The organism is Salipiger marinus, from assembly GCF_035481585.1.
Lineage (GTDB): Bacteria > Pseudomonadota > Alphaproteobacteria > Rhodobacterales > Rhodobacteraceae > Salipiger > Salipiger marinus.
Genome location: NZ_JAYKSL010000003.1, coordinates 261,546 through 279,338, shown reverse-complemented (window position 1 = coordinate 279,338; position 17,793 = coordinate 261,546). Strand labels below are relative to the sequence as shown.

The 17,793-nt window shown below is 67.2% G+C and carries 16 protein-coding genes; 10 read left to right on the top strand and 6 right to left on the bottom strand.

What is annotated here, in order from left to right; translation table 11 throughout:
• Nucleotides 1-73: 73 nt before the first annotated feature.
• Genes VK682_RS06150 through VK682_RS06135 form a run of 4 tightly spaced genes read left to right on the top strand, consistent with a single transcriptional unit; the run spans nucleotide 74 to nucleotide 2,930 of the window.
• Nucleotides 74-1,321, top strand: coding sequence for a 3-deoxy-D-manno-octulosonic acid transferase (locus VK682_RS06150; RefSeq protein ID WP_230795865.1), 1,248 nt, complete (start codon nucleotides 74-76; stop codon nucleotides 1,319-1,321).
• Nucleotides 1,318-1,836 carry an NUDIX hydrolase gene (locus VK682_RS06145; protein WP_089843207.1) on the top strand — a complete coding sequence of 173 codons (519 nt, stop codon included), beginning with the start codon at nucleotides 1,318-1,320 and terminating at the stop codon, nucleotides 1,834-1,836. The genes VK682_RS06150 and VK682_RS06145 overlap by 4 nt, the downstream gene beginning before the upstream one ends.
• Nucleotides 1,833-2,276, top strand: a complete 444-nt coding sequence (locus VK682_RS06140; protein ID WP_230795866.1) for a DUF1178 family protein — start codon at nucleotides 1,833-1,835, stop codon at nucleotides 2,274-2,276. The genes VK682_RS06145 and VK682_RS06140 overlap by 4 nt, the downstream gene beginning before the upstream one ends.
• A gap of 9 nt (nucleotides 2,277-2,285) precedes the next feature.
• Nucleotides 2,286-2,930, top strand: a complete 645-nt coding sequence (locus tag VK682_RS06135; protein ID WP_230795867.1) for an SDR family NAD(P)-dependent oxidoreductase — start codon at nucleotides 2,286-2,288, stop codon at nucleotides 2,928-2,930.
• Between the two features lie 83 nt (nucleotides 2,931-3,013).
• Here the strand turns inward: VK682_RS06135 and VK682_RS06130 are convergent, their stop codons facing one another.
• The gene (locus VK682_RS06130) at nucleotides 3,014-4,453 is read right to left on the bottom strand and encodes an aldehyde dehydrogenase family protein (protein ID WP_230795868.1); all 1,440 of its coding nucleotides are present in this window, start codon (nucleotides 4,451-4,453) and stop codon (nucleotides 3,014-3,016) included.
• A 174-nt stretch (nucleotides 4,454-4,627) separates the two neighbouring features.
• On the opposite strand from VK682_RS06130, the gene VK682_RS06125 reads away from it, so the two are divergent.
• On the top strand, nucleotides 4,628-5,281 hold the full coding sequence (locus VK682_RS06125; RefSeq protein WP_230795870.1) for a peroxiredoxin: 654 nt from the start codon (nucleotides 4,628-4,630) through the stop codon (nucleotides 5,279-5,281).
• A 62-nt stretch (nucleotides 5,282-5,343) separates the two neighbouring features.
• Here VK682_RS06125 and VK682_RS06120 read toward each other — a convergent pair whose 3' ends face one another.
• Complete coding sequence (locus VK682_RS06120; protein WP_230795871.1) at nucleotides 5,344-6,963, bottom strand: MFS transporter; 1,620 nt, start codon at nucleotides 6,961-6,963, stop codon at nucleotides 5,344-5,346.
• 288 nt (nucleotides 6,964-7,251) lie between these two features.
• Nucleotides 7,252-8,547 (bottom strand): serine hydroxymethyltransferase, encoded by a 1,296-nt coding sequence (gene glyA, locus VK682_RS06115; protein ID WP_230795872.1) that lies wholly within the window; start codon nucleotides 8,545-8,547, stop codon nucleotides 7,252-7,254.
• A gap of 167 nt (nucleotides 8,548-8,714) precedes the next feature.
• Here glyA and VK682_RS06110 point away from each other — a divergent pair, with 167 nt between their 5' ends.
• Both VK682_RS06110 and gloA2 read left to right on the top strand, forming a co-directional pair.
• Complete coding sequence (locus VK682_RS06110) at nucleotides 8,715-9,476, top strand: NAD kinase (protein WP_089843225.1); 762 nt, start codon at nucleotides 8,715-8,717, stop codon at nucleotides 9,474-9,476.
• Between the two features lie 12 nt (nucleotides 9,477-9,488).
• Entirely contained in the window at nucleotides 9,489-9,872 is a 384-nt protein-coding gene (gene gloA2 / locus VK682_RS06105) for an SMU1112c/YaeR family gloxylase I-like metalloprotein (protein ID WP_324781572.1), read from the top strand.
• 2 nt (nucleotides 9,873-9,874) lie between these two features.
• Here the strand turns inward: gloA2 and prpE are convergent, their stop codons facing one another.
• Nucleotides 9,875-11,773, bottom strand: a complete 1,899-nt coding sequence (gene prpE, locus VK682_RS06100; protein WP_324781571.1) for a propionate-CoA ligase PrpE — start codon at nucleotides 11,771-11,773, stop codon at nucleotides 9,875-9,877.
• A gap of 403 nt (nucleotides 11,774-12,176) precedes the next feature.
• Between prpE and VK682_RS06095 the strand changes: the two genes are divergently transcribed.
• Entirely contained in the window at nucleotides 12,177-12,665 is a 489-nt protein-coding gene (locus VK682_RS06095; RefSeq protein WP_230795875.1) for a hypothetical protein, read from the top strand.
• Between the two features lie 50 nt (nucleotides 12,666-12,715).
• On the opposite strand, the gene VK682_RS06090 is transcribed toward VK682_RS06095, so the two are convergent.
• Together VK682_RS06090 and VK682_RS06085 are read right to left on the bottom strand one after the other, a co-directional pair.
• Nucleotides 12,716-14,995 carry an NADP-dependent malic enzyme gene (locus VK682_RS06090; RefSeq protein ID WP_089843239.1) on the bottom strand — a complete coding sequence of 760 codons (2,280 nt, stop codon included), beginning with the start codon at nucleotides 14,993-14,995 and terminating at the stop codon, nucleotides 12,716-12,718.
• Between the two features lie 165 nt (nucleotides 14,996-15,160).
• Entirely contained in the window at nucleotides 15,161-15,361 is a 201-nt protein-coding gene (locus VK682_RS06085) for a DUF3072 domain-containing protein (protein WP_089843242.1), read from the bottom strand.
• A 155-nt stretch (nucleotides 15,362-15,516) separates the two neighbouring features.
• On the opposite strand from VK682_RS06085, the gene VK682_RS06080 reads away from it, so the two are divergent.
• Both VK682_RS06080 and VK682_RS06075 read left to right on the top strand, forming a co-directional pair.
• Nucleotides 15,517-16,437 carry a manganese-dependent inorganic pyrophosphatase gene (locus tag VK682_RS06080; protein ID WP_324781570.1) on the top strand — a complete coding sequence of 307 codons (921 nt, stop codon included), beginning with the start codon at nucleotides 15,517-15,519 and terminating at the stop codon, nucleotides 16,435-16,437.
• 210 nt (nucleotides 16,438-16,647) lie between these two features.
• Nucleotides 16,648-17,766, top strand: coding sequence for an HWE histidine kinase domain-containing protein (locus tag VK682_RS06075; RefSeq protein ID WP_324781569.1), 1,119 nt, complete (start codon nucleotides 16,648-16,650; stop codon nucleotides 17,764-17,766).
• Nucleotides 17,767-17,793 lie beyond the last annotated feature (27 nt).

The window sequence follows — 17,793 nt, the reverse complement described above, 5'->3', positions numbered from 1 at the left end:
CTAGGGCTTGCACCTCTGGCCCCGCCTGCCCTAAGCCGGGCGCAGGCGCGGCACGCGCGCCACGGAGGGATGGATGGCGCTTTACCGGCTGCTGGTCTCGGTCTTTGCCGTCTGGGTGCTGGCCCGGGCGGCGCTGGCGCGCGACTGGTCCGCGCTGCGCGACCGGCTGGCGCTGGGTCCGGTGGCGCCGGGACCGCATCTGTGGCTGCACGCGGCCTCGAATGGCGAACTGGCCTCGGTCCGCCCGGTGATCGAGGCGCTGCGCGCCGCCCGCCCCGGCCTGCCGCTGCTGGTCACCTGCAACTCCGCCTCCGGCGTGGCCTTGGCGCAAAGCTGGGGGCTCTGCGCGCGCCTCTCGCCGCTGGATCTGGGATGGGTGGCGCGGCGGATGCACCGGCGCTGGCAGGTGGTCGCGCATATCGCCATGGAATCCGAGCTCTGGCCGCAGCGCCTGCTCGCCTGTCCCGGGCCGGTGCTGGTGCTGGGCGGGCGGCTGACCCATGGCACCGCGCGCGGCTGGCGGATCTTCGGCGGGCTGCAGGCGCGTCTGCTGGGGCGCGTGGCCTTTCTTTCGGCGCAGGACGAAGGCTCGCGCGCGCGGTTTCTGGCGGCGGGCCTGCCCGCGCAGGCCGCAGGGCCGGTGGTGGATCTGAAGGCGCTTTATGCCCCGCCCGATCTGCGCGACCCTGTGCTGGAGCGTACCTTTGACCGCAGCGCCACATGGCTCGCCGCCTCCACCCATGAGGGCGAGGAGGAGATCGTGCTTGACGCCCATCTTGCCGCCCGCGCGCAGGATCCGGGGCTGCGGCTGATCCTTGCGCCACGCCATCCGCGCCGGGCCGCCGAGGTGGCGCGGCTGATCGCGGCGCGCGGCCTGACCTGCGCGCGGCGCTCCGAAGGCGAGCCGCCGGAGGCGGAGGTCTATCTGGCCGACACGCTGGGCGAGATGGCGCTGTTCTACCGGCTGGCGGGGCGGGTGTTCATCGGCGGCACGCTCACCGACCGCGGCGGGCATACGCCCTATGAACCGGCAGCCTTCGGCGCGGCGCTGATCCACGGCCCGGATGTGGCAAATTTTGCCGCCCCCTTTGCGGCGCTGGATCACGCCGGGGCGGCGCTTCGCATTACCGATGCCGCCACGCTGGCCCGCGCGCTGGCCGATCTGGCGCCCCCTGCCCTGCAGCAGCAGCGCGGAGACGCGGCGCAGCAGCTGCTCAGACCGGAGGCAGATGTTCAGGACCTGCTAAAAACCCTGCTGGGCCATCTGGACGCGGGCACGCCGCCCCGGCAGACTGACAGGCAAAACAGGCACATCCCATGACCTTCACCTTTGCCCTCCGGTCCCATGCCCCTCAGGCAGCCAGCCCGCTGCTGCAATGTGCCGCCCTGTGCTACCGCATCCGGGGCAGCAAGCTGCAGCTGCTGCTGATCACCAGCCGCAGCGGGCGGCGCTGGACCCTGCCCAAGGGCTGGCCGATGCCGGGCCGGTCCATGGCCGAGAGCGCCGCGCGCGAGGCATGGGAGGAGGCGGGCGTGCGGGGCCGCCTGCAGGGCGGCTGCGCGGGCAGCTACATCTATCGCAAGCGCCACAGCCCGCATCCGCATATGGCCATGGTCTTTCCGCTGGAGGTGACCGGGCTCGACAAGCGCTTTCCCGAACGCGGCCAGCGCAAGCGCCGCTGGCTCAGCCGCCGCCGCGCGGCGGCGCTGGTGCACGAACCGGACCTCGCCCGCCTGCTGCTGCAGTTCGATCCGGACGAGCTTGGCAGCACGCCCATCTTGACCTTCGGGCCGCACTCCCCAGATCAAGGGGGTCCATCAGGGTTTTCCTCATGATCCAGTATTCGCTTCGCTGCGCGGCGGACCACCGCTTTGACAGCTGGTTCCAGTCCGCCACCGCTTTCGACAAGCTGCAGGCCGCAGGCATGGTGGCCTGCGCCGTCTGCGGATCCACGGACGTGGCCAAGGAACTGATGGCGCCGCGCGTCAATCACGGTGCGGCAGCCCCGGCGCCTGCGCCCGCGCCGCAGAAGCCGCGGCTTTCCGAACCCGCCTCCCCCGCCGAACAGGCGCTGCGGGCGCTGCGCGAGCATGTGGAACGCACCTCCGAATATGTGGGCCGCGATTTTGCGCAGGAAGCCCGCGCCATGCATAGCGGCGACACGCCGCATCGCCCGATCTGGGGCGAAACCCGCGGCGAAGAAGCCCGCGCCCTGATCGAGGAGGGCGTGCCGGTGGCGCCGCTGCCCTTCCTGCCCACCCGCAAAGCCAATTAGGATCCTGCCATGACCCTGCTCATCACCGGCGCCAATCGCGGCGTGGGCGCGGCGCTCGCCGCAACCTTCACCGCCCGGGGCGAAAAGGTTCTGGGCACCGCCCGCGCCACGCCGGGCCTGCTGCCGCTGGACGTGACCGATCCCGCAGCCCCCGCAGCACTGGCGGCGCAGCTTGGCGACATCGCGCTGGATGCGCTGATCTGCAATGCCGGGGTCTATCTCGACAAGGCCGAGGATCTGGACAGCGGCTATGCGCCGGAGCAGTGGGCGCAGACCTTCGCGGTCAACGTGACGGGCGTGTTCCTCACCGTGCAGGCCATGCTGCCGCTGCTGGACCGGGCCCCCGCCGCCAAGATCATGATCATCAGCTCGCAGATGGGATCGAATGCGCTCGCCAAGGGCAACGCGCTGATCTACCGCGCCTCCAAGGCGGCGGCGCTCAATCTGGGCAGCAACCTTGCCATGGCGCTGAAACCGCGCGGCATCGCCGTGGGCACCTATCATCCCGGCTGGGTGCGCACCGGCATGGGCGGCGAGACGGCGGATCTGACCCCCGAACAGTCCGCCGAAGGGCTGGCGGCGCGGCTCGACGCGCTGAGCCTCGACAGCACCGGCTGCTTCCAGACATGGGACGGGCGCACCCACCCGTTCTGACGCCCCCGGCGCAGCCCTGCGGCAGACAGGAAAGCGGCGCCCGCAAGGGACGCCGTTTCCGGTTCAGCGCGGCGGAACGGGCCTTACTCGGCGGCCCAGCCGCTTACCGACTTGATCTCGAGGAAATCGGCGATCCCGAAGGTGCCGCCCTCGCGCCCGTTGCCGGACTGTTTCACGCCGCCAAAGGGCGCACCCGCCCCGCGCGAGGCGCCGTTGTTCTGCACCATGCCCGAGCGCAGCTGCCGCGACAGCCGGTTGACGCGCGCGCCATCCTGGCTCTGCACATAGTTCGTGAGGCCATAGGGCGTGTCATTGGCGACGCGCACCGCCTCTTCCTCGGTCTCGAAGCGGAGGATCGACAGCACCGGGCCAAAGATCTCCTCGCGCGCGATGGTCATGTCCGGGGTGACATCGGCAAAGACGGTGGGCCGGACGTAGAAGCCCTTGTTGAGCCCCTCGGGACGCCCGACGCCGCCCGCGACCAGCCGCGCGCCCTCGTCGATGCCCTTCTGGATCAGATCCTGAATCTTGCCCCACTGCACCGCATTGACCACCGGGCCGATGTGATCGCCCTCCTGCTGCGGATCGCCCACCTTGACCTCGGAGGCGACGCGGGCCGCTTCCTCCACCACGCGGTCATAGACCGGTGCCTCGACCAGCATGCGCGACGGCGCGTTGCAGCTCTGGCCCGAATTTTCCATCATGTGCAGCACGCCGCGCTTCACCGCCGCCTCGTCGGCATCGGCAAAGACCAGATTGGCGCCCTTGCCGCCCAGTTCCAGATGCACGCGCTTCAGCGTCTCGGCGGCGGTCTTGGAAATCAGCCGCCCCGCGCGGGTGGAGCCGGTGAAGCTCACCATGTCCACGTCCGGATGCCCCGACAGCTGCGTGCCCACGCCCGCGCCATCGCCGTTCACAAGGTTGAACACGCCCTTGGGGAAGCCTGCCGCATCCATCATCTCGGCAAAAAGCAGCGCGTCGAGCGGGCTTTCCTCCGAGGGTTTCAGCACCATGGTGCAGCCCGCCACGGCGGCGGCGCCGACTTTCAGCGTGATCTGGTTCATCGGCCAGTTCCACGGCGTGATCAGCGCGCAGACCCCGATGGCCTCGTGGAGGATGCGGTCCTTGGTGGCGCCTTCGCGCAGCGGGTGCTCGAACTCGAATTCCTTGGCGGCGCGGATGAAATTCTTCAGATGGAAGCTGCCCGCCCCCACCTGATCGGAGCGCGACAGCGAGATGGGTGCGCCCATCTCCAGCGTCATCGCCTGCGCCATCTCTTCGGCGCGGGCCTGATAGACCTCCAGCAGCTTTTCGACATAGCCGATCCGCTCGGCCACCGGCAGGGCCATCCAGCCCGGCAGCGCCGCCTTGGCGGCGGCCACCGCCGCATCGGTATCGGCCTGATCCCCCAGCGAGATGATGGCGCAGGGCTCTTCGGTGGCGGGGTTGATGACCTCGTGATCGCGGGCCGTCGCGGGATCCACCCAAGCCCCGTTGATGTAGAACTGACGCTTCTCGATCATCTCGCGATCTCCTTGTCCGTGGTGGTCTGCACATGCGCAGGCGAGGGCTCGGCCTGCGCGGCACTCTGTCACCGGCACCGGTGCGCTGCAAGCCGGGGCTTTACTTCGCAGGATCAGACCGTATCTGAAAGGGGTGCCACATGCCGCGACATCGACCCAGGAAAGGATATCTCCATGGCTCTGCGCATCAACGACACCCTGCCGAACCTGCATGTCGTCACCGATCAGGGCGACTTTGACCTGCATGACTGGATCGGCGACTCTTGGGCGGTCCTGTTTTCCCATCCCAAGGATTTCACCCCCGTCTGCACCACCGAATTCGGCGCCGTGGCGCAGCTTTCGGCGGAATGGGCCAAGCGCGGCACCAAGGTGCTGGGCATCTCGGTCGACGGGGTCGAGGAGCACAAGGCGTGGAAGGGCGACATCGAAAAGACCGCCGGCGCGCCCGCAGGCTTTCCCATCGTCGCGGATGGCGACCTGACCCTGTCCAAGGCGCTGGACATGCTGCCCGCCGATGCCTACCTGCCCGATGGCCGCACGCCCGCCCATTCCGCCACCGTGCGGTCGGTCTTCATCGTCTCGCCCGACAAGAAGGTGCAGCTGATGATGACCTATCCCATGTCGGTGGGCCGCAACTTCGCCGAGGTGCTGCGCGCGCTGGACGGGCTGCAGCGCACCTACCAGCAGCCGCTGGCCACCCCCGCCAACTGGGAAGTCGGTCAGGACGTGATCGTGGCGCTGTCGCTGAAGGATGACGAGGCGCGCGAGAAATACGGGGATCTGGACATCAAGCTGCCCTATCTGCGCTTCGCCAAGAACCCCGGCTGATCCGGTTCTGACAGAACGGCCAAGGGCCCGCCGGACACTGGTCCGGCGGGCCTTCTGCTGCCTCAGTTCTCGAAATCATAGACGCCGTTGCGGCGGCGCGGGATCGACTGGCGTTCGATCATCCGCCGGGTATGCGGGCGGGCCTCGCCCCGGTGCAGCGCCAGCAGCCGGGCATAGGTGCCCTGATCGGCCTTAGTCCGGCGGGTGTTGTGGCGGATATATTCCACCCAAGTCGGCACGTGATAGGTTTCCTCCCAGATGCGCGGTTCTTCCAGATCGCGCATCAGCACCCAGTTCTGCGCGCCGTCGCGGATGCGCACCCGCCGCCGTTCCGCCATCACCGCCAGAAACTCGGGCACGTCCGCCGGGTCGATCTCGAACCGCGTGATGGCGACGATGGGGCCGCTGCGCGCCTTCAGATCGAGATGCAGCGTCGGTTCGCGGAAGAGATCGAGCGGCGACATGTCGAGATCGCCATATTCGGTCAGGGGCCGGACCAGACCGATGGCCGCCGCCGCCGCCAGCACCACCGCCGCCGCCAGAAAGGCCACGGTCAGCCCCTGCAGATCCGACACCGCCCCCCAGAGCCAGCTGCCCGCCGCCATGCCGCCGAACGAGGCGGACTGATAGAGCGCGATGGCGCGCCCCACCACCCAGCGCGGCGTCGACAGCTGCACCGTCACGTTGAACAGCGACAGCGCCACCACCCAAGCCATGCCGCTGACCAGCAGCGCGGGCAGGCAGGCCCAGATCGTCGGCGCCACCGCCAGCCCCGCCGTGCCCAGAAGCGCCGCCAGCGCCGCCACCCGCACCACATGTTCATTGTCGAACCGCTCGCGCAGCCGCGCGTTGTTCAGCGCGCCAAGGATGGCGCCCAGCCCGAACACGCCCAGCAGGATGCCATAGGTGGTGGCATCGCCGCCCAGCCGGTCATGCGCCACGATGGGCAGCAGCGACAGCACCGCCACCGATCCCAGCCCGAAGACGAAGGCGCGGCCCATGACGTTCATCAGGTTGGGCGACATGGCGACGTAGCGCAGCCCCGATCCCACCGCCAGCCGCAGCGGTTCCGGCGGCAGGGTCGACACGGGGGGCGGCGCCTTCCAGACCCAGAGCGTCAGGATCATCACCACGTAGCTGACCGCGTTCAGCGCGAAGGCCGCCGCCGCCCCCGCCGCCGCCACGATGATCCCGCCCGCCGCAGGCCCGATGGAGCGCATGGCGTTGAAGGCCATGGAGTTGAGCACCACCGCCGAGGGCAGATCGCTGCGCGGCACGATGTCGCCGATGGAGGCCTGCCATGACGGGTTGAAGAAGGTCGATCCGGTGCCGATGAGAAAGGTCAGCAGGATCAGCAGCCATGGCGTCATCAGCCCCAGCAGCGTCAGCACGGTCAGCAGCGTCGCCGCCGCCATCATGAAAAGCTGCGCGCCGATCATCACCCGCCTGCGGTCGAAATTGTCGGCAAGCGTGCCCGCAAACACCGCGAACAGCATGGTGGGCACCGTCACCCCGGCCTGCACCAGCCCCACCATGGCATCGCTGTCGCTGATCTGGGTCATCATCCAGCCCGCACCCACCGACTGCACCAGCGTGCCGAGATTGGAGACCATGGAGGCCAGCCAGCGGTTGCGGAAGGCGGCGATGCGCAGGACGGACAGCGGAGAGGCGGCGGCGGGCATGAAGGCTCTTTGCTCTGGCCACGCGGGGGCGCGGCACGGGGGATGCCCAAAGATAGAGCCCGTTTTATGCCCTCCGCCAAGGGGCTTTGGCAAAAAACATGCGCAGTGCATGTATCAGGAGGCGCGCGTCCCCCCGGCAGACTGCGGCGTGGAGGGGGGAAAAGGCGGGGGCTCTGCCCCCGACCCCGGGATATTTTCGGTCAGAAGAAGCGCAAGGGGCGGCCCTGCCCCGCGCAAGCAAAAGGGCCGGCGCGGGGCCGGCCCTTGGTCAGTGCTGCTGTCCCGCGATCAGAGCGAGGGATAGATCGGGAAGCGCTTGAGGAACTCGGTCACCTCGCCGCGCACCTTGGCCTCCACCTCGGCATTGCCTTCCTCGCCATTGGCGGCAAGCCCGTCCACCACCTCGATGATCCAGTCGGCGATCTGGCGGAATTCGGCCTCGGCGAAGCCGCGCGTGGTCCCGGCGGGGGAGCCGAGCCGGATGCCGCTGGTCACGGTGGGCTTTTCGGGGTCGAACGGCACGCCGTTCTTGTTGCAGGTGATATGCGCGCGCCCCAGCGCCTTTTCGGTGGCATTGCCCTTCACGCCCTTGGGGCGCAGGTCAACCAGCACCACATGGGTGTCGGTGCCATGGGTCACGGTGTCGAGCCCGCCCTTGATCAGCTGGTCGCTGAGCGCCTGCGCATTGGCGATGACCTGCTTGGCATAGGTCTTGAACGACGGATCCAGCGCCTCGCCGAAGGCCACGGCCTTGGCGGCGATGACATGCATCAGCGGGCCGCCCTGAATGCCGGGGAAAATGGCGGAGTTGAATTTCTTCGCCAGATCCTCGTCATTGGTCAGGATCATGCCGCCGCGCGGGCCGCGCAGGGTCTTGTGGGTGGTGGTGGTGGCCACATGCGCATGCGGGAAGGGCGAGGGATGTTCGCCCGCCGCCACCAGACCGGCGAAATGCGCCATGTCCACCAGCAGCCATGCGCCGACGCTGTCGGCGATTTCGCGCATCTTGGCGAAATCGATCTGGCGCGGGATGGCCGAGCCGCCCGCGATCAGCAGCTTGGGCTTGTGTTCGGCGGCCAGCGCCGCGACCTGATCGTAATCGAGCCGGTTGTCCTGCTGGCGCACGCCATATTGCACGGCGTTGAACCATTTGCCCGACTGGTTGGGCCTTGCGCCATGGGTCAGGTGGCCACCCGCATCAAGGCTCATGCCCAGAATGGTGTCGCCGGGCTGCAGCAGCGCGGTGAACACGCCCTGATTGGCCTGACTGCCGGAATTGGGCTGCACATTGGCGAAGCCGCAGCCGAAAAGCTGCTTGGCCCGGTCGATGGCGAGGTTTTCCGCCACGTCCACCCAGTCGCAGCCGCCATAGTAGCGCTTGCCCGGATAACCTTCGGCATATTTGTTGGTCATCACCGACCCCTGCGCCTGCATCACGGCGCGGGACACGATGTTTTCGGACGCGATCAGTTCGATCTCGTCACGCTGCCGGCCAAGCTCGCCGGTGATCGAGGCGAAAAGCTCGGGGTCGCTGGAAGACAGGTCTTCGGTAAAAAAGCCGCTGTCGCGTTGCGGGGCGTTCATGGGCGGGCCTCCGGTGTCATGGATTCGTCACTTGGCGCCTAGGTAAAGGAAACCGGACCCAGCGCAAAGCCGTCAAAGCGACACGGGGGCCTCAACCTGCGTCGTGACTGGCAGAAGGCGGAAACTTGTGATTGTTTCGGAACGACCGGAAAGGGTCAGGAAACCTCATGTCGCTGCGAATTGCCTTCTGCGCCTCCCGCGCGCCCATCGCGCAGGCCGCCCTTGCCTCGCTGACCAACCGCTATGGCGACCACGCCGAACAGGGCGCGGATGTGATCGTGGCGCTGGGGGGCGACGGGTTCATGCTGCAGACCCTGCACCGCACCGAGGAACTGGCCGTGCCGGTCTATGGCATGAACCGGGGCACGGTGGGGTTCCTGATGAACGCCTATTCCGAACACCGCCTGCCGGAACGGCTGGAAGCGGCTGAGGAGGCGGTGATCAATCCGCTGGTGATGCGCGCGCAGACCGTGGATGGCGCCGTGCATCAGGCGCTGGCCATCAACGAGGTGTCGCTGCTGCGCACCGGCCCGCAGGCGGCCCGGCTGGCGATCCATGTGGATGGCAAGCTGCGAATGCCGGAACTGGTCTGTGACGGCGCGCTGCTGGCCACGCCCGCCGGATCCACCGCATACAATTATTCCGCGCATGGGCCGATCCTGCCCATCGGGTCGGACGTGCTGGCGCTGACCTCGGTGGCGGCGTTCCGGCCCCGGCGCTGGCGCGGCGCGCTGCTGCCCAAACGCGCCGAGGTGACATTCGAGGTGCTGGAGCATGAAAAGCGCCCCGTCATGGCCGAGGCTGACAGCCAGTCGGTGCGCAACGTGGTGCGGGTGGTGATCCGGTCCGAACCGTCGGTGGAACACCGGGTGCTGTTCGATCCCGGCCACGGGCTGGAAGAGCGGCTGATCCGCGAACAGTTTGTCTGAAAGGGAATTGGAATGATCGAAGGGCTGCATCATGTGGCGCTGATCTGCGGCGATTACGCGCGAAGCCGGGCGTTTTACGTGGATCTGCTGGGGCTGCGGGTGATCGCGGAGACGCATCGCGCCGAGCGGCAGAGCTGGAAGCTGGATCTGGCGGTGCCGGGCGGCGGGCAGATCGAGCTGTTCAGCTTTCCCGCCCCGCCCGACCGTCCCTCCCACCCCGAGGCCAAGGGCCTGCGGCATCTGGCCTTTGCCGTGGCCGATGTGGAGGCCGCAAAGGCGCGGCTGGAAGCGGCGGGCGTGGCGGTGGAGCCGGTGCGGACGGATCCGCTGACCGGCAAGCGCTTCACCTTCTTTCCCGATCCCGACGGCCTGCCGCTGGAATTTTACGAAAGCTGAGATCAGGCGGGCAGCCTGCCATAGCCCAGAGGTTCCAGTGCCGCGCGGATCTCGTCCAGAATGGCGGGATCGTCGATGGTGGCGGGCAGTTTGAACGGCTCGCCATCCGCGACCTTGGCCATGGTGGCGCGCAGGATCTTGCCCGACCGGGTCTTGGGCAGGCGGTCCACCACGGCGCAAAGCTTGAACGCCGCGACCGGGCCGATCCGGTCGCGCACCAGCGCCACACAGTCGTGCACGATTTCTGCATGCGGGCGGTCGCAGCCCCGGTTGAGGCAGACAAACCCCAGCGGCAGCTGGCCCTTGAGCGGATCGCTGACCCCGATCACCGCGCATTCCGCCACATCGGGATGGCTTGCCAGCACCTCCTCCATGCCGCCGGTGGACAGGCGGTGGCCCGCGACGTTGATGACGTCATCGGTGCGCGCCATGATATACAGATAGCCGTCCTCGTCCTTCATCCCCGCGTCGCCGGTTTCGTAAAAGCCGGGGAAATGCGTGAGGTAGGATTTGCGGAACCGCTCTTCGGCGTTCCACAGCGTCGGCAGCGTACCCGGCGGCAGCGGCAGCCTGATGGCGATGGCGCCCAGCGTGCCCGGCGCCACCTCGTGCCCGCCCTCGTCGAGGATGCGCACGTCATAGCCCGGCATCGGCACCGAGGGGCTGCCCAGCTTCACCGGCAGCGGTTCGATCCCCATGGGGTTGGCGGCGATGCCCCAGCCGGTTTCGGTCTGCCACCAGTGGTCGATCACCGGCTTGCCCAGCATGGTCTGCGCCCAGAGGATGGTGTCGGGATCGGCGCGTTCGCCCGCCAGATAGACCGCCTTCAGACAGGACAGATCGTATTTCGCCACGAACTCCCCCGCCGGATCCTCGCGTTTCACCGCGCGAAAGGCGGTGGGGGCGGTGAAGAAGGATTTGACCCGGTGTTCCGAAATCACCCGCCAGAAGGTGCCCGCATCGGGGGTGCCCACCGGCTTGCCCTCGAACACGAGGGTGGTGGCGCCATAGATCAGCGGCGCATAGCAGATATAGCTGTGCCCCACGACCCAGCCCACATCCGACGCCGCCCAGAACCGGTCGCCCGGGTCGACATCATAGATGTTCTTCATCGACCAGTGAAGCGCCACCAGATGCCCGCCGGTATGGCGCACCACGCCCTTGGGCGCCCCGGTGGTGCCGGAGGTGTAAAGGATATAGGCCGGGTGGTTGCCCTCCACCGGCACGCAGTCGGCGGGGGTCACGCCATACTGAAAGCCGTGCCAGTTCACGTCCCGGCCTTCGACGAGGGCCGCCACCTCCTGTTCGCGCTGGTAGATCACGCAGAACTCGGGCTTGTGGCGGGCGCGGTCGATGGCGCCGTCCAGCAGCGGCTTGTAATGCACCACCCGCCCCGGCTCCAGCCCGCAGGAGGCGGCGATGATGCATTTGGGCTGCGCGTCGTCGATGCGCACCGCCAGCTCATGCGCGGCAAAGCCGCCAAAGACCACGGAATGGATGGCGCCAAGCCGCGCGCAGGCCAGCATCGCCTCCAGCGCCTCGGGGATCATCGGCATGTAGATGATGACGCGGTCGCCCTTTTCCACCCCCTTGGCGCGCAGGGCCCCCGCCAGCGTGGCGACGCGGTTGCGCAGTTCCACATAGGTGATCTCGCGCTTGGTGTGGGTGACGGGGCTGTCCCAGATGATCGCCACCTGTTCGCCGCGCCCGGCCTCCACATGGCGGTCCACGGCGTTCCAGCAGGTGTTGACCATGCCATCGGCGAACCATTCGTACCGCCCCTCCCCGGGCTCCGACAGCGCCCGCGACGGCACCCTGTCCCAGTCGATGGCGCGGGCGGCCTCCATCCAGAATCCTTCGGGATCGGATTGCCAGCCTGCGTAAACATCCTTGTAGCCCATGGGTCGCCTCCTCTCGTCCACTGCGAAAGAGGATTAGGCACCTGCCCCGATTTCGGGCAAGCCTGTTACCGTGCGACAGGACCGAAGGTCGCAGAAGTTTTGCAGAAACACCCCGGAATCGGACTGCAAACTTTGCAAAGCCCCGGAAAGTTTGCCGCCACGCCGCAGCGCGGCGCGCGTTTGCAAATTCGCTAAGTCAAAAGCTGCAAATCACGCCGCAGCTGCCTGCCGCACCGGCAGATGACGGTGATTCTGCCCGTGCCAGGACCAGCACCGCGCCAGAGGTGACACAGCTTTGCTGCGGCTGCAGCATCAGGATTGACCGCCCTGCCCGCCGTGCCGTTTTCTGTGCCTGGCGGGGCCGACTCGCCGTCATTCAACCCGGATATTGTTAGGAACGACCATGAACAGAAGAGCATTCCTTGGCGCGGCGGCGGCCGCGCTGCTGTATGTGGTGGCGACCCCGGCAGAGCTTGCTGCAGCCGAGGTTCGGTTGAAAGAACTTATCGCGATGACAAAAAAGGCCAAGCCACAGGACATGGCCTCGCTCGCCTGGTCCGCCGCGGAGGCGAAGAAACTGGGCTGGGATTCCCCCACCAGCGGCAAGGACATGCACTGGCTGGGCAAGTGGAACGTGACCACCCACAAGGGCGAAAAGGCGCAGCTTTCGGTGCTGAAGGGTGGCAAGATCCGGCCCGACAATGGCGCCAAAATCCCGTTCCGGCGCTGGGAGGTGCTTGGCAAGCCGGGATCGCCCGCGATGATGAGCCTGTCGGGCTCCGGCAACCTGAACGTCTATTACCAGTATTATGAATGGCGGAACGGCGCCGCCGTGTTCCTGTCCAACTTCGCCAACCGCGCGCAATACATGACGCTGACCATGCGCAGCTGATCGGAGCCGCGGGGGCCGGCGCCGGGCGAGCCCCGGCGCCGGTTTCGGCCTTAGCCGTAATGCGCGACAGGCGTGCCCGCGATGGCGGACATGTTCAGCAGCCCGCGCGAGGTGATCGACGGCGTGACGATATGGGCGCGGTTGCCCATGCCCATCAGGATCGGCCCGACTTCGAGCCCGCCCGCCTTGACCTTCAGGATGTTGCGCACGCCAGAGGCGGCATCGGCCTCGGCAAAGACCAGCACGTTGGCGGCGCCGTCCATCCGGTTGTCGGGCAGCAGGCGGGCGCGCAGTTCGGGATCCAGCGCCGCATCCACATGCATCTCGCCCTCATAGACAAAATCGCGCGGCGCGCTGTCGAGGATGGCAAGCGCGCGGCGGATGCGCGGGCCGGACCCGTCAGCCTGATTGCCGAACTGTGACCGCGAGCACAGCGCGATCTTCGGCTCCAGACCAAAGCGGCGGACATGGCGCGCGGCACCAATGGCGGCCTCGGCGATCTGTTCCGGCGTGGGTTCGATCCAGACCTGCGTGTCGGCGATGAAGAGCGGCCCATCTTCAAGGATCATCATGGACAGCGCGCCATGCGGCTGGTGGCGGACATCGCCCAGCACCTGCGTTACATAGTTCAGATGCCAGCGGTATTCCCCGAAGGTGCCGCAGATCATCGAATCGGCCTCGTCGCGATGCACCATGACGGCGGCAATGGCGGTCAGGTTGGTGCGCATCACCGCACGGGCCAGATCGGGGGTGACGCCGCTGCGCGCCATCAGCCGGTGATAGGTTTCCCAGTAATCGCGGTAGCGCGGATCGTCCTGCGGGTTGACGATGTGGAAATCGCGCCCCGGGCGGATGGTCAGCCCCAGCCGTTCGCAGCGCGCCTCCAGCACTTCGGGGCGACCGATCAGGATCGGATGTTCGGTGGTGTCCTCCAAGATGGCCTGCGCCGCGCGCAGCACGCGCTCGTCCTCGCCCTCGGCAAAGACGATGCGGCGCGACGCGGTGGCCGCCGCTTCGAAGACCGGACGCATCAGCAGCGCCGACTTGAACACGCTGGCATTCAGCTTGTCCTTGTAGGCCTTCAGGTCCGTCAGCGGGCGGGTGGCCACGCCGGTCTCCATCGCCGCCTTGGCCACGGCAGAGGAGACGACGGCAGAAAGCCGGGGATCGAACGGCTTGGGGATCAGGTAATCCGCGCCAAAGGTCATCTGTTCGCCATGATAGGCCGCCGCCGCCTCGGCGCTGGTGGTGGCACGGGCCAGCGCCGCGATGCCTTCGACACAGGCGATCTGCATCTCGTCGTTGATCTCGGTCGCGCCCACATCCAGCGCGCCGCGGAAGATGAACGGGAAGCACAGCACGTTGTTGACCTGATTGGGGAAGTCGCTGCGCCCCGTGGCGATGATGGCATCGGGCGACACCGCGCGCGCCACATCCGGCATGATTTCCGGGGTCGGGTTGGCCAGCGCAAAGATGATGGGCCGCGCGGCCATGCGCGTCACCTGATCGGGGGTCAGCACGCCCGGACCGGAGAGGCCAAGGAACAGATCCGCGCCCTCGATCACGTCATCCAGCGTGCGCAGATCGGTCTTCTGCGCAAAGGCGGCCTTCTGCGGGTTCATGTCCTCGGCCCGGCCTTCATAGACCAGCCCGTGAATGTCGCAGAGCCAGATGTTTTCGCGCTTCACGCCCAGCTTCACCAGCATGTTGAGGCAGGCAATGCCCGCCGCCCCGCCGCCGGTGGAGACGATCTTGATGTCTTCCCACGCCTTTTCGGCCACGAACAGCGCGTTGGTGGCCGCAGCCCCCACCACGATGGCGGTGCCGTGCTGGTCGTCGTGAAAGACCGGAATGTTCATCCGCTCGCGGCAGATCTTTTCGACGATGAAGCAGTCGGGGGCTTTGATGTCCTCAAGGTTGATGGCGCCAAAGGTCGGCTCCAGCGCGCAGACGATCTCGGCCAGCTTCACCGGGTCGTTTTCCGCCAGTTCGATGTCGAAGCAGTCGATATCGGCGAATTTCTTGAAAAGGACGGCCTTGCCCTCCATCACCGGCTTAGAGGCCAGCGGGCCGATATTGCCCAGACCCAGCACGGCGGTGCCGTTGGACACCACCGCCACCAGATTGCCGCGCGCGGTGTAGCGGGCGGCATTGGCGGGGTCGGCCTTGATCTCCAGACAGGCCTCGGCCACGCCCGGCGAATAGGCGCGACTAAGGTCGCGACCATTGGCAAGCGGCTTTGTCGCGCGGATCTCGAGTTTCCCGGGCTTGGGATTCTCGTGATAGAACAGCGCGGCCTGACGGAGGGATTCCTGAGCGGTATCGGACATGCGCGGCCTCGTCCCGAAAATTGTTCAACACTGAACTATCTGCCGCATGGGCATCGGGATCCGGGTAACAGGAATGCCGCGAGGCGTAAACTCAAAATGGCCGGCGCACGGATCCACGCGCCGCCCGGCGGGCGGAGCAGGGACGGATCCTGCATAAAAGGCGGGTCAGACCGGCACGATCCGGCCTTCCAGTTCGGCAATGCGCTGTTCGGCCTGCCATTCGGTCAGCTCTTCGGTAAAGGGCTCGCCCGTCTGCTCGGACAGCTCGCGCAGGCGCACGGTCTGCACCTCGGTCATGGGTTCGCGCGGGTCGGGCGGCACGTCCATGGCAGCATCGATGGCGGGATCTTCGGATTGGGTCGACATAAAGAACCTCCTTTCGGCACAAACGCGCCGATGCTGGCCGGGGTTCCATGCGCGCCCCGCCCACCCCGCCCCAGCCGCCACTTCGCCGCGTGACAAGCCAGCGGGCCACTCCTATAACGCCCGCGAAATCCGATCATCACCCAAGGAGCATTTCCATGACCACCCTGGTTTTCGGCCACAAATCCCCCGACACCGACAGCACCGGCAGCGCCATCCTCTGGGCGTGGTATCTGACCGAGGTGAAGGGCGAGGCGGCGAAGCCCGCCCTGCTGGGCGAACCCAATACCGAAGCCGCGTTCATGCTGCGTCACTGGGGTCTGGAGAAGCCGGAGATCATATCGGATGTGGCCGAAGGCGCGCCGGTGGTCATTGTGGACACCAACAACCCGGCGGAACTGCCGCCCTCGATCAACTCCGCCGACATCCGCGCCATCATCGACCACCACAAGCTGGTGGGCGGCCTCGAAACCAAGGGCCCGATCGACATCACCATGCGCCCGCTGGCCTGCACCGCCACCGTCATGCTGGATCTGATGGGCGCCGATGCCGACAAGATGCCGAAGGCGATCAAGGGCGCGGCGCTGACCTGCATCCTGTCCGACACGCTGGAATTCCGCTCGCCCACCACCACCCCGCATGACCGCGCCGTGGCCGAAAAGCTGGCCGCCGATCTGGACGTGTCGATCCCCGAATTTGCCGCGCAGATGTTCGCGGCAAAATCCGATGTCTCCAGCTTCGCGGATGCCGACCTGCTGCGGATGGATTCCAAGGAATTCACCGTGGACGGCACCGAACTGCGCGTCTCCGTGCTGGAAACCACCTCTCCCGCGACGATCCTTGACCGCAAGGACAGCCTGATGGCCTCCATGGTCGAGGTGGCCAAGGAAGACGGCGCCGATCAGGTGCTGCTGTTCGTCATCGACATCCTGAAGGAAGAAGCCACGCTGCTGATCCCCAACGATCTGGTGAAGACCATGGCGGAAAAGAGCTTTGGCGTGACCGTGACCGGCGACACCGTGGTGCTGCCCGGCGTCATGAGCCGCAAGAAACAGATCATCCCCAGCCTCAAGGTCTGATCCCGGCACAGACCGGATGCAAAGGGGGCGCCCTGCGCCCCCTTTTTGCTGCCCTGCGGCACCGTCGCTGCACCCGCAGTTTTTTTGGGGCGCCCCCCTCAACGGGGATGGTTTCTGCTTGCGCCGTGCTAGAGTTTGGGCTCGGGCGCGACGGTCCGTAGCCACCGCCGGGGATTTGCCCATCTCTCCGGCCCGTTGGAGGAGCATCTGGTGCCGGGTCAGGCTCGTCTGGACTATCCCTTTCTTCGGGGCGGCGGGGCCATGGGACGCGCGATCACCGCGCATGACTGGGCCTCCACGCCGCTTGGTGCCATTTCCGGCTGGCCCAGCGTGCTGAAGATCAGCGCGGGCACCATGCTGCAATCGGCCTTTCCCAAATGCCTGTGCTGGGGCGACGATCTGACCATGATCTACAACGATGCTTTCGTGCCGATCCTTGGCCGCAAGCATCCCTGCCTTGGCATCCCCTTTCTGGAGGTGTGGAAGGAAGCCGCCGAAAGCCTGGCCCCCATCACCGCCCGCGCGCTGGCCGGAGAGGCGACCTTCATCGAGGATTTCGAGATTCACACCACCCGGTCGGGCACGATGGAATCCGCCTATTTCACCTTCTGCTACAGCCCGGTGCGCGACGAGACGGGGCTGGTGCGCGGCATGCTCGACACGGTGATGGAAACCACGGCCAAGGTCAAAGCGAACTCGCTGGCGCAGCTGCGCAACCGCGAACTGGTCCACCGCTCGCGCAATGCCTATGCGCTGGTCTCGGCGCTGGTGAACCTGACCTTCCGCAGCGGCCGCCCGTCCGAAGAGATCAAGTCCGAAATCCACAAGCGCATCGCGGCGCTGGTCCGCGCACAGGATCTGCTGATGGAGGCGGGGGCGACCCGCGGCCTGCTGCGGCTTGTGGCGGAACGGGCGCTGGAGCCGTTCGAGGATGGCGGCGCCCGCATCACCGTCACCGGCCCCGACATCGCCATCGGGCGCGAACAGGTCACAGCGCTTAGCCTCGCGCTGCATGAACTGGCGACCAATTCGATCAAATACGGCGCGCTTGGCAGCCTGACCGGGCAGGTCACGCTGGGCTGGCAGGTCACCGGCACCCGCTTCCGCATGGACTGGACCGAACGCGGCGGCCCGCCGGTGCAGATCCCCGCGACGCAGGGCTTTGGCAGCCGCATCATCCGCTACACCCTGCCCGAGGCGTTCGGCGGCGCGCTGTCGCTGGATTACGCCCCCGAGGGCCTGCATCTGAGCCTCAGCACGGCGGCGGACCGGCTGCTGGCCGACGATCCCTTCGCCGCCGACGCGGTTCTGCCCGAACTGCCGCGCTAGGCTGTCGCAGCCGCGACACGCGCCTTG

Coding starts and splice junctions, on each gene's coding strand:
- prpE (WP_324781571.1), bottom strand. CDS start 11,773: ATGGGCTACAAGGATGTTTACGCAGGCTGGCAATCCGATCCCGAAGGA.
- VK682_RS06120 (WP_230795871.1), bottom strand. CDS start 6,963: ATGCCCGCCGCCGCCTCTCCGCTGTCCGTCCTGCGCATCGCCGCCTTC.
- VK682_RS06085 (WP_089843242.1), bottom strand. CDS start 15,361: ATGTCGACCCAATCCGAAGATCCCGCCATCGATGCTGCCATGGACGTG.
- VK682_RS06145 (WP_089843207.1), top strand. CDS start 1,318: ATGACCTTCACCTTTGCCCTCCGGTCCCATGCCCCTCAGGCAGCCAGC.
- glyA (WP_230795872.1), bottom strand. CDS start 8,547: ATGAACGCCCCGCAACGCGACAGCGGCTTTTTTACCGAAGACCTGTCT.
- VK682_RS06140 (WP_230795866.1), top strand. CDS start 1,833: ATGATCCAGTATTCGCTTCGCTGCGCGGCGGACCACCGCTTTGACAGC.
- VK682_RS06135 (WP_230795867.1), top strand. CDS start 2,286: ATGACCCTGCTCATCACCGGCGCCAATCGCGGCGTGGGCGCGGCGCTC.
- VK682_RS06090 (WP_089843239.1), bottom strand. CDS start 14,995: ATGTCCGATACCGCTCAGGAATCCCTCCGTCAGGCCGCGCTGTTCTAT.
- VK682_RS06080 (WP_324781570.1), top strand. CDS start 15,517: ATGACCACCCTGGTTTTCGGCCACAAATCCCCCGACACCGACAGCACC.
- VK682_RS06150 (WP_230795865.1), top strand. CDS start 74: ATGGCGCTTTACCGGCTGCTGGTCTCGGTCTTTGCCGTCTGGGTGCTG.
- VK682_RS06110 (WP_089843225.1), top strand. CDS start 8,715: ATGTCGCTGCGAATTGCCTTCTGCGCCTCCCGCGCGCCCATCGCGCAG.
- VK682_RS06125 (WP_230795870.1), top strand. CDS start 4,628: ATGGCTCTGCGCATCAACGACACCCTGCCGAACCTGCATGTCGTCACC.
- VK682_RS06130 (WP_230795868.1), bottom strand. CDS start 4,453: ATGATCGAGAAGCGTCAGTTCTACATCAACGGGGCTTGGGTGGATCCC.
- gloA2 (WP_324781572.1), top strand. CDS start 9,489: ATGATCGAAGGGCTGCATCATGTGGCGCTGATCTGCGGCGATTACGCG.
- VK682_RS06095 (WP_230795875.1), top strand. CDS start 12,177: ATGAACAGAAGAGCATTCCTTGGCGCGGCGGCGGCCGCGCTGCTGTAT.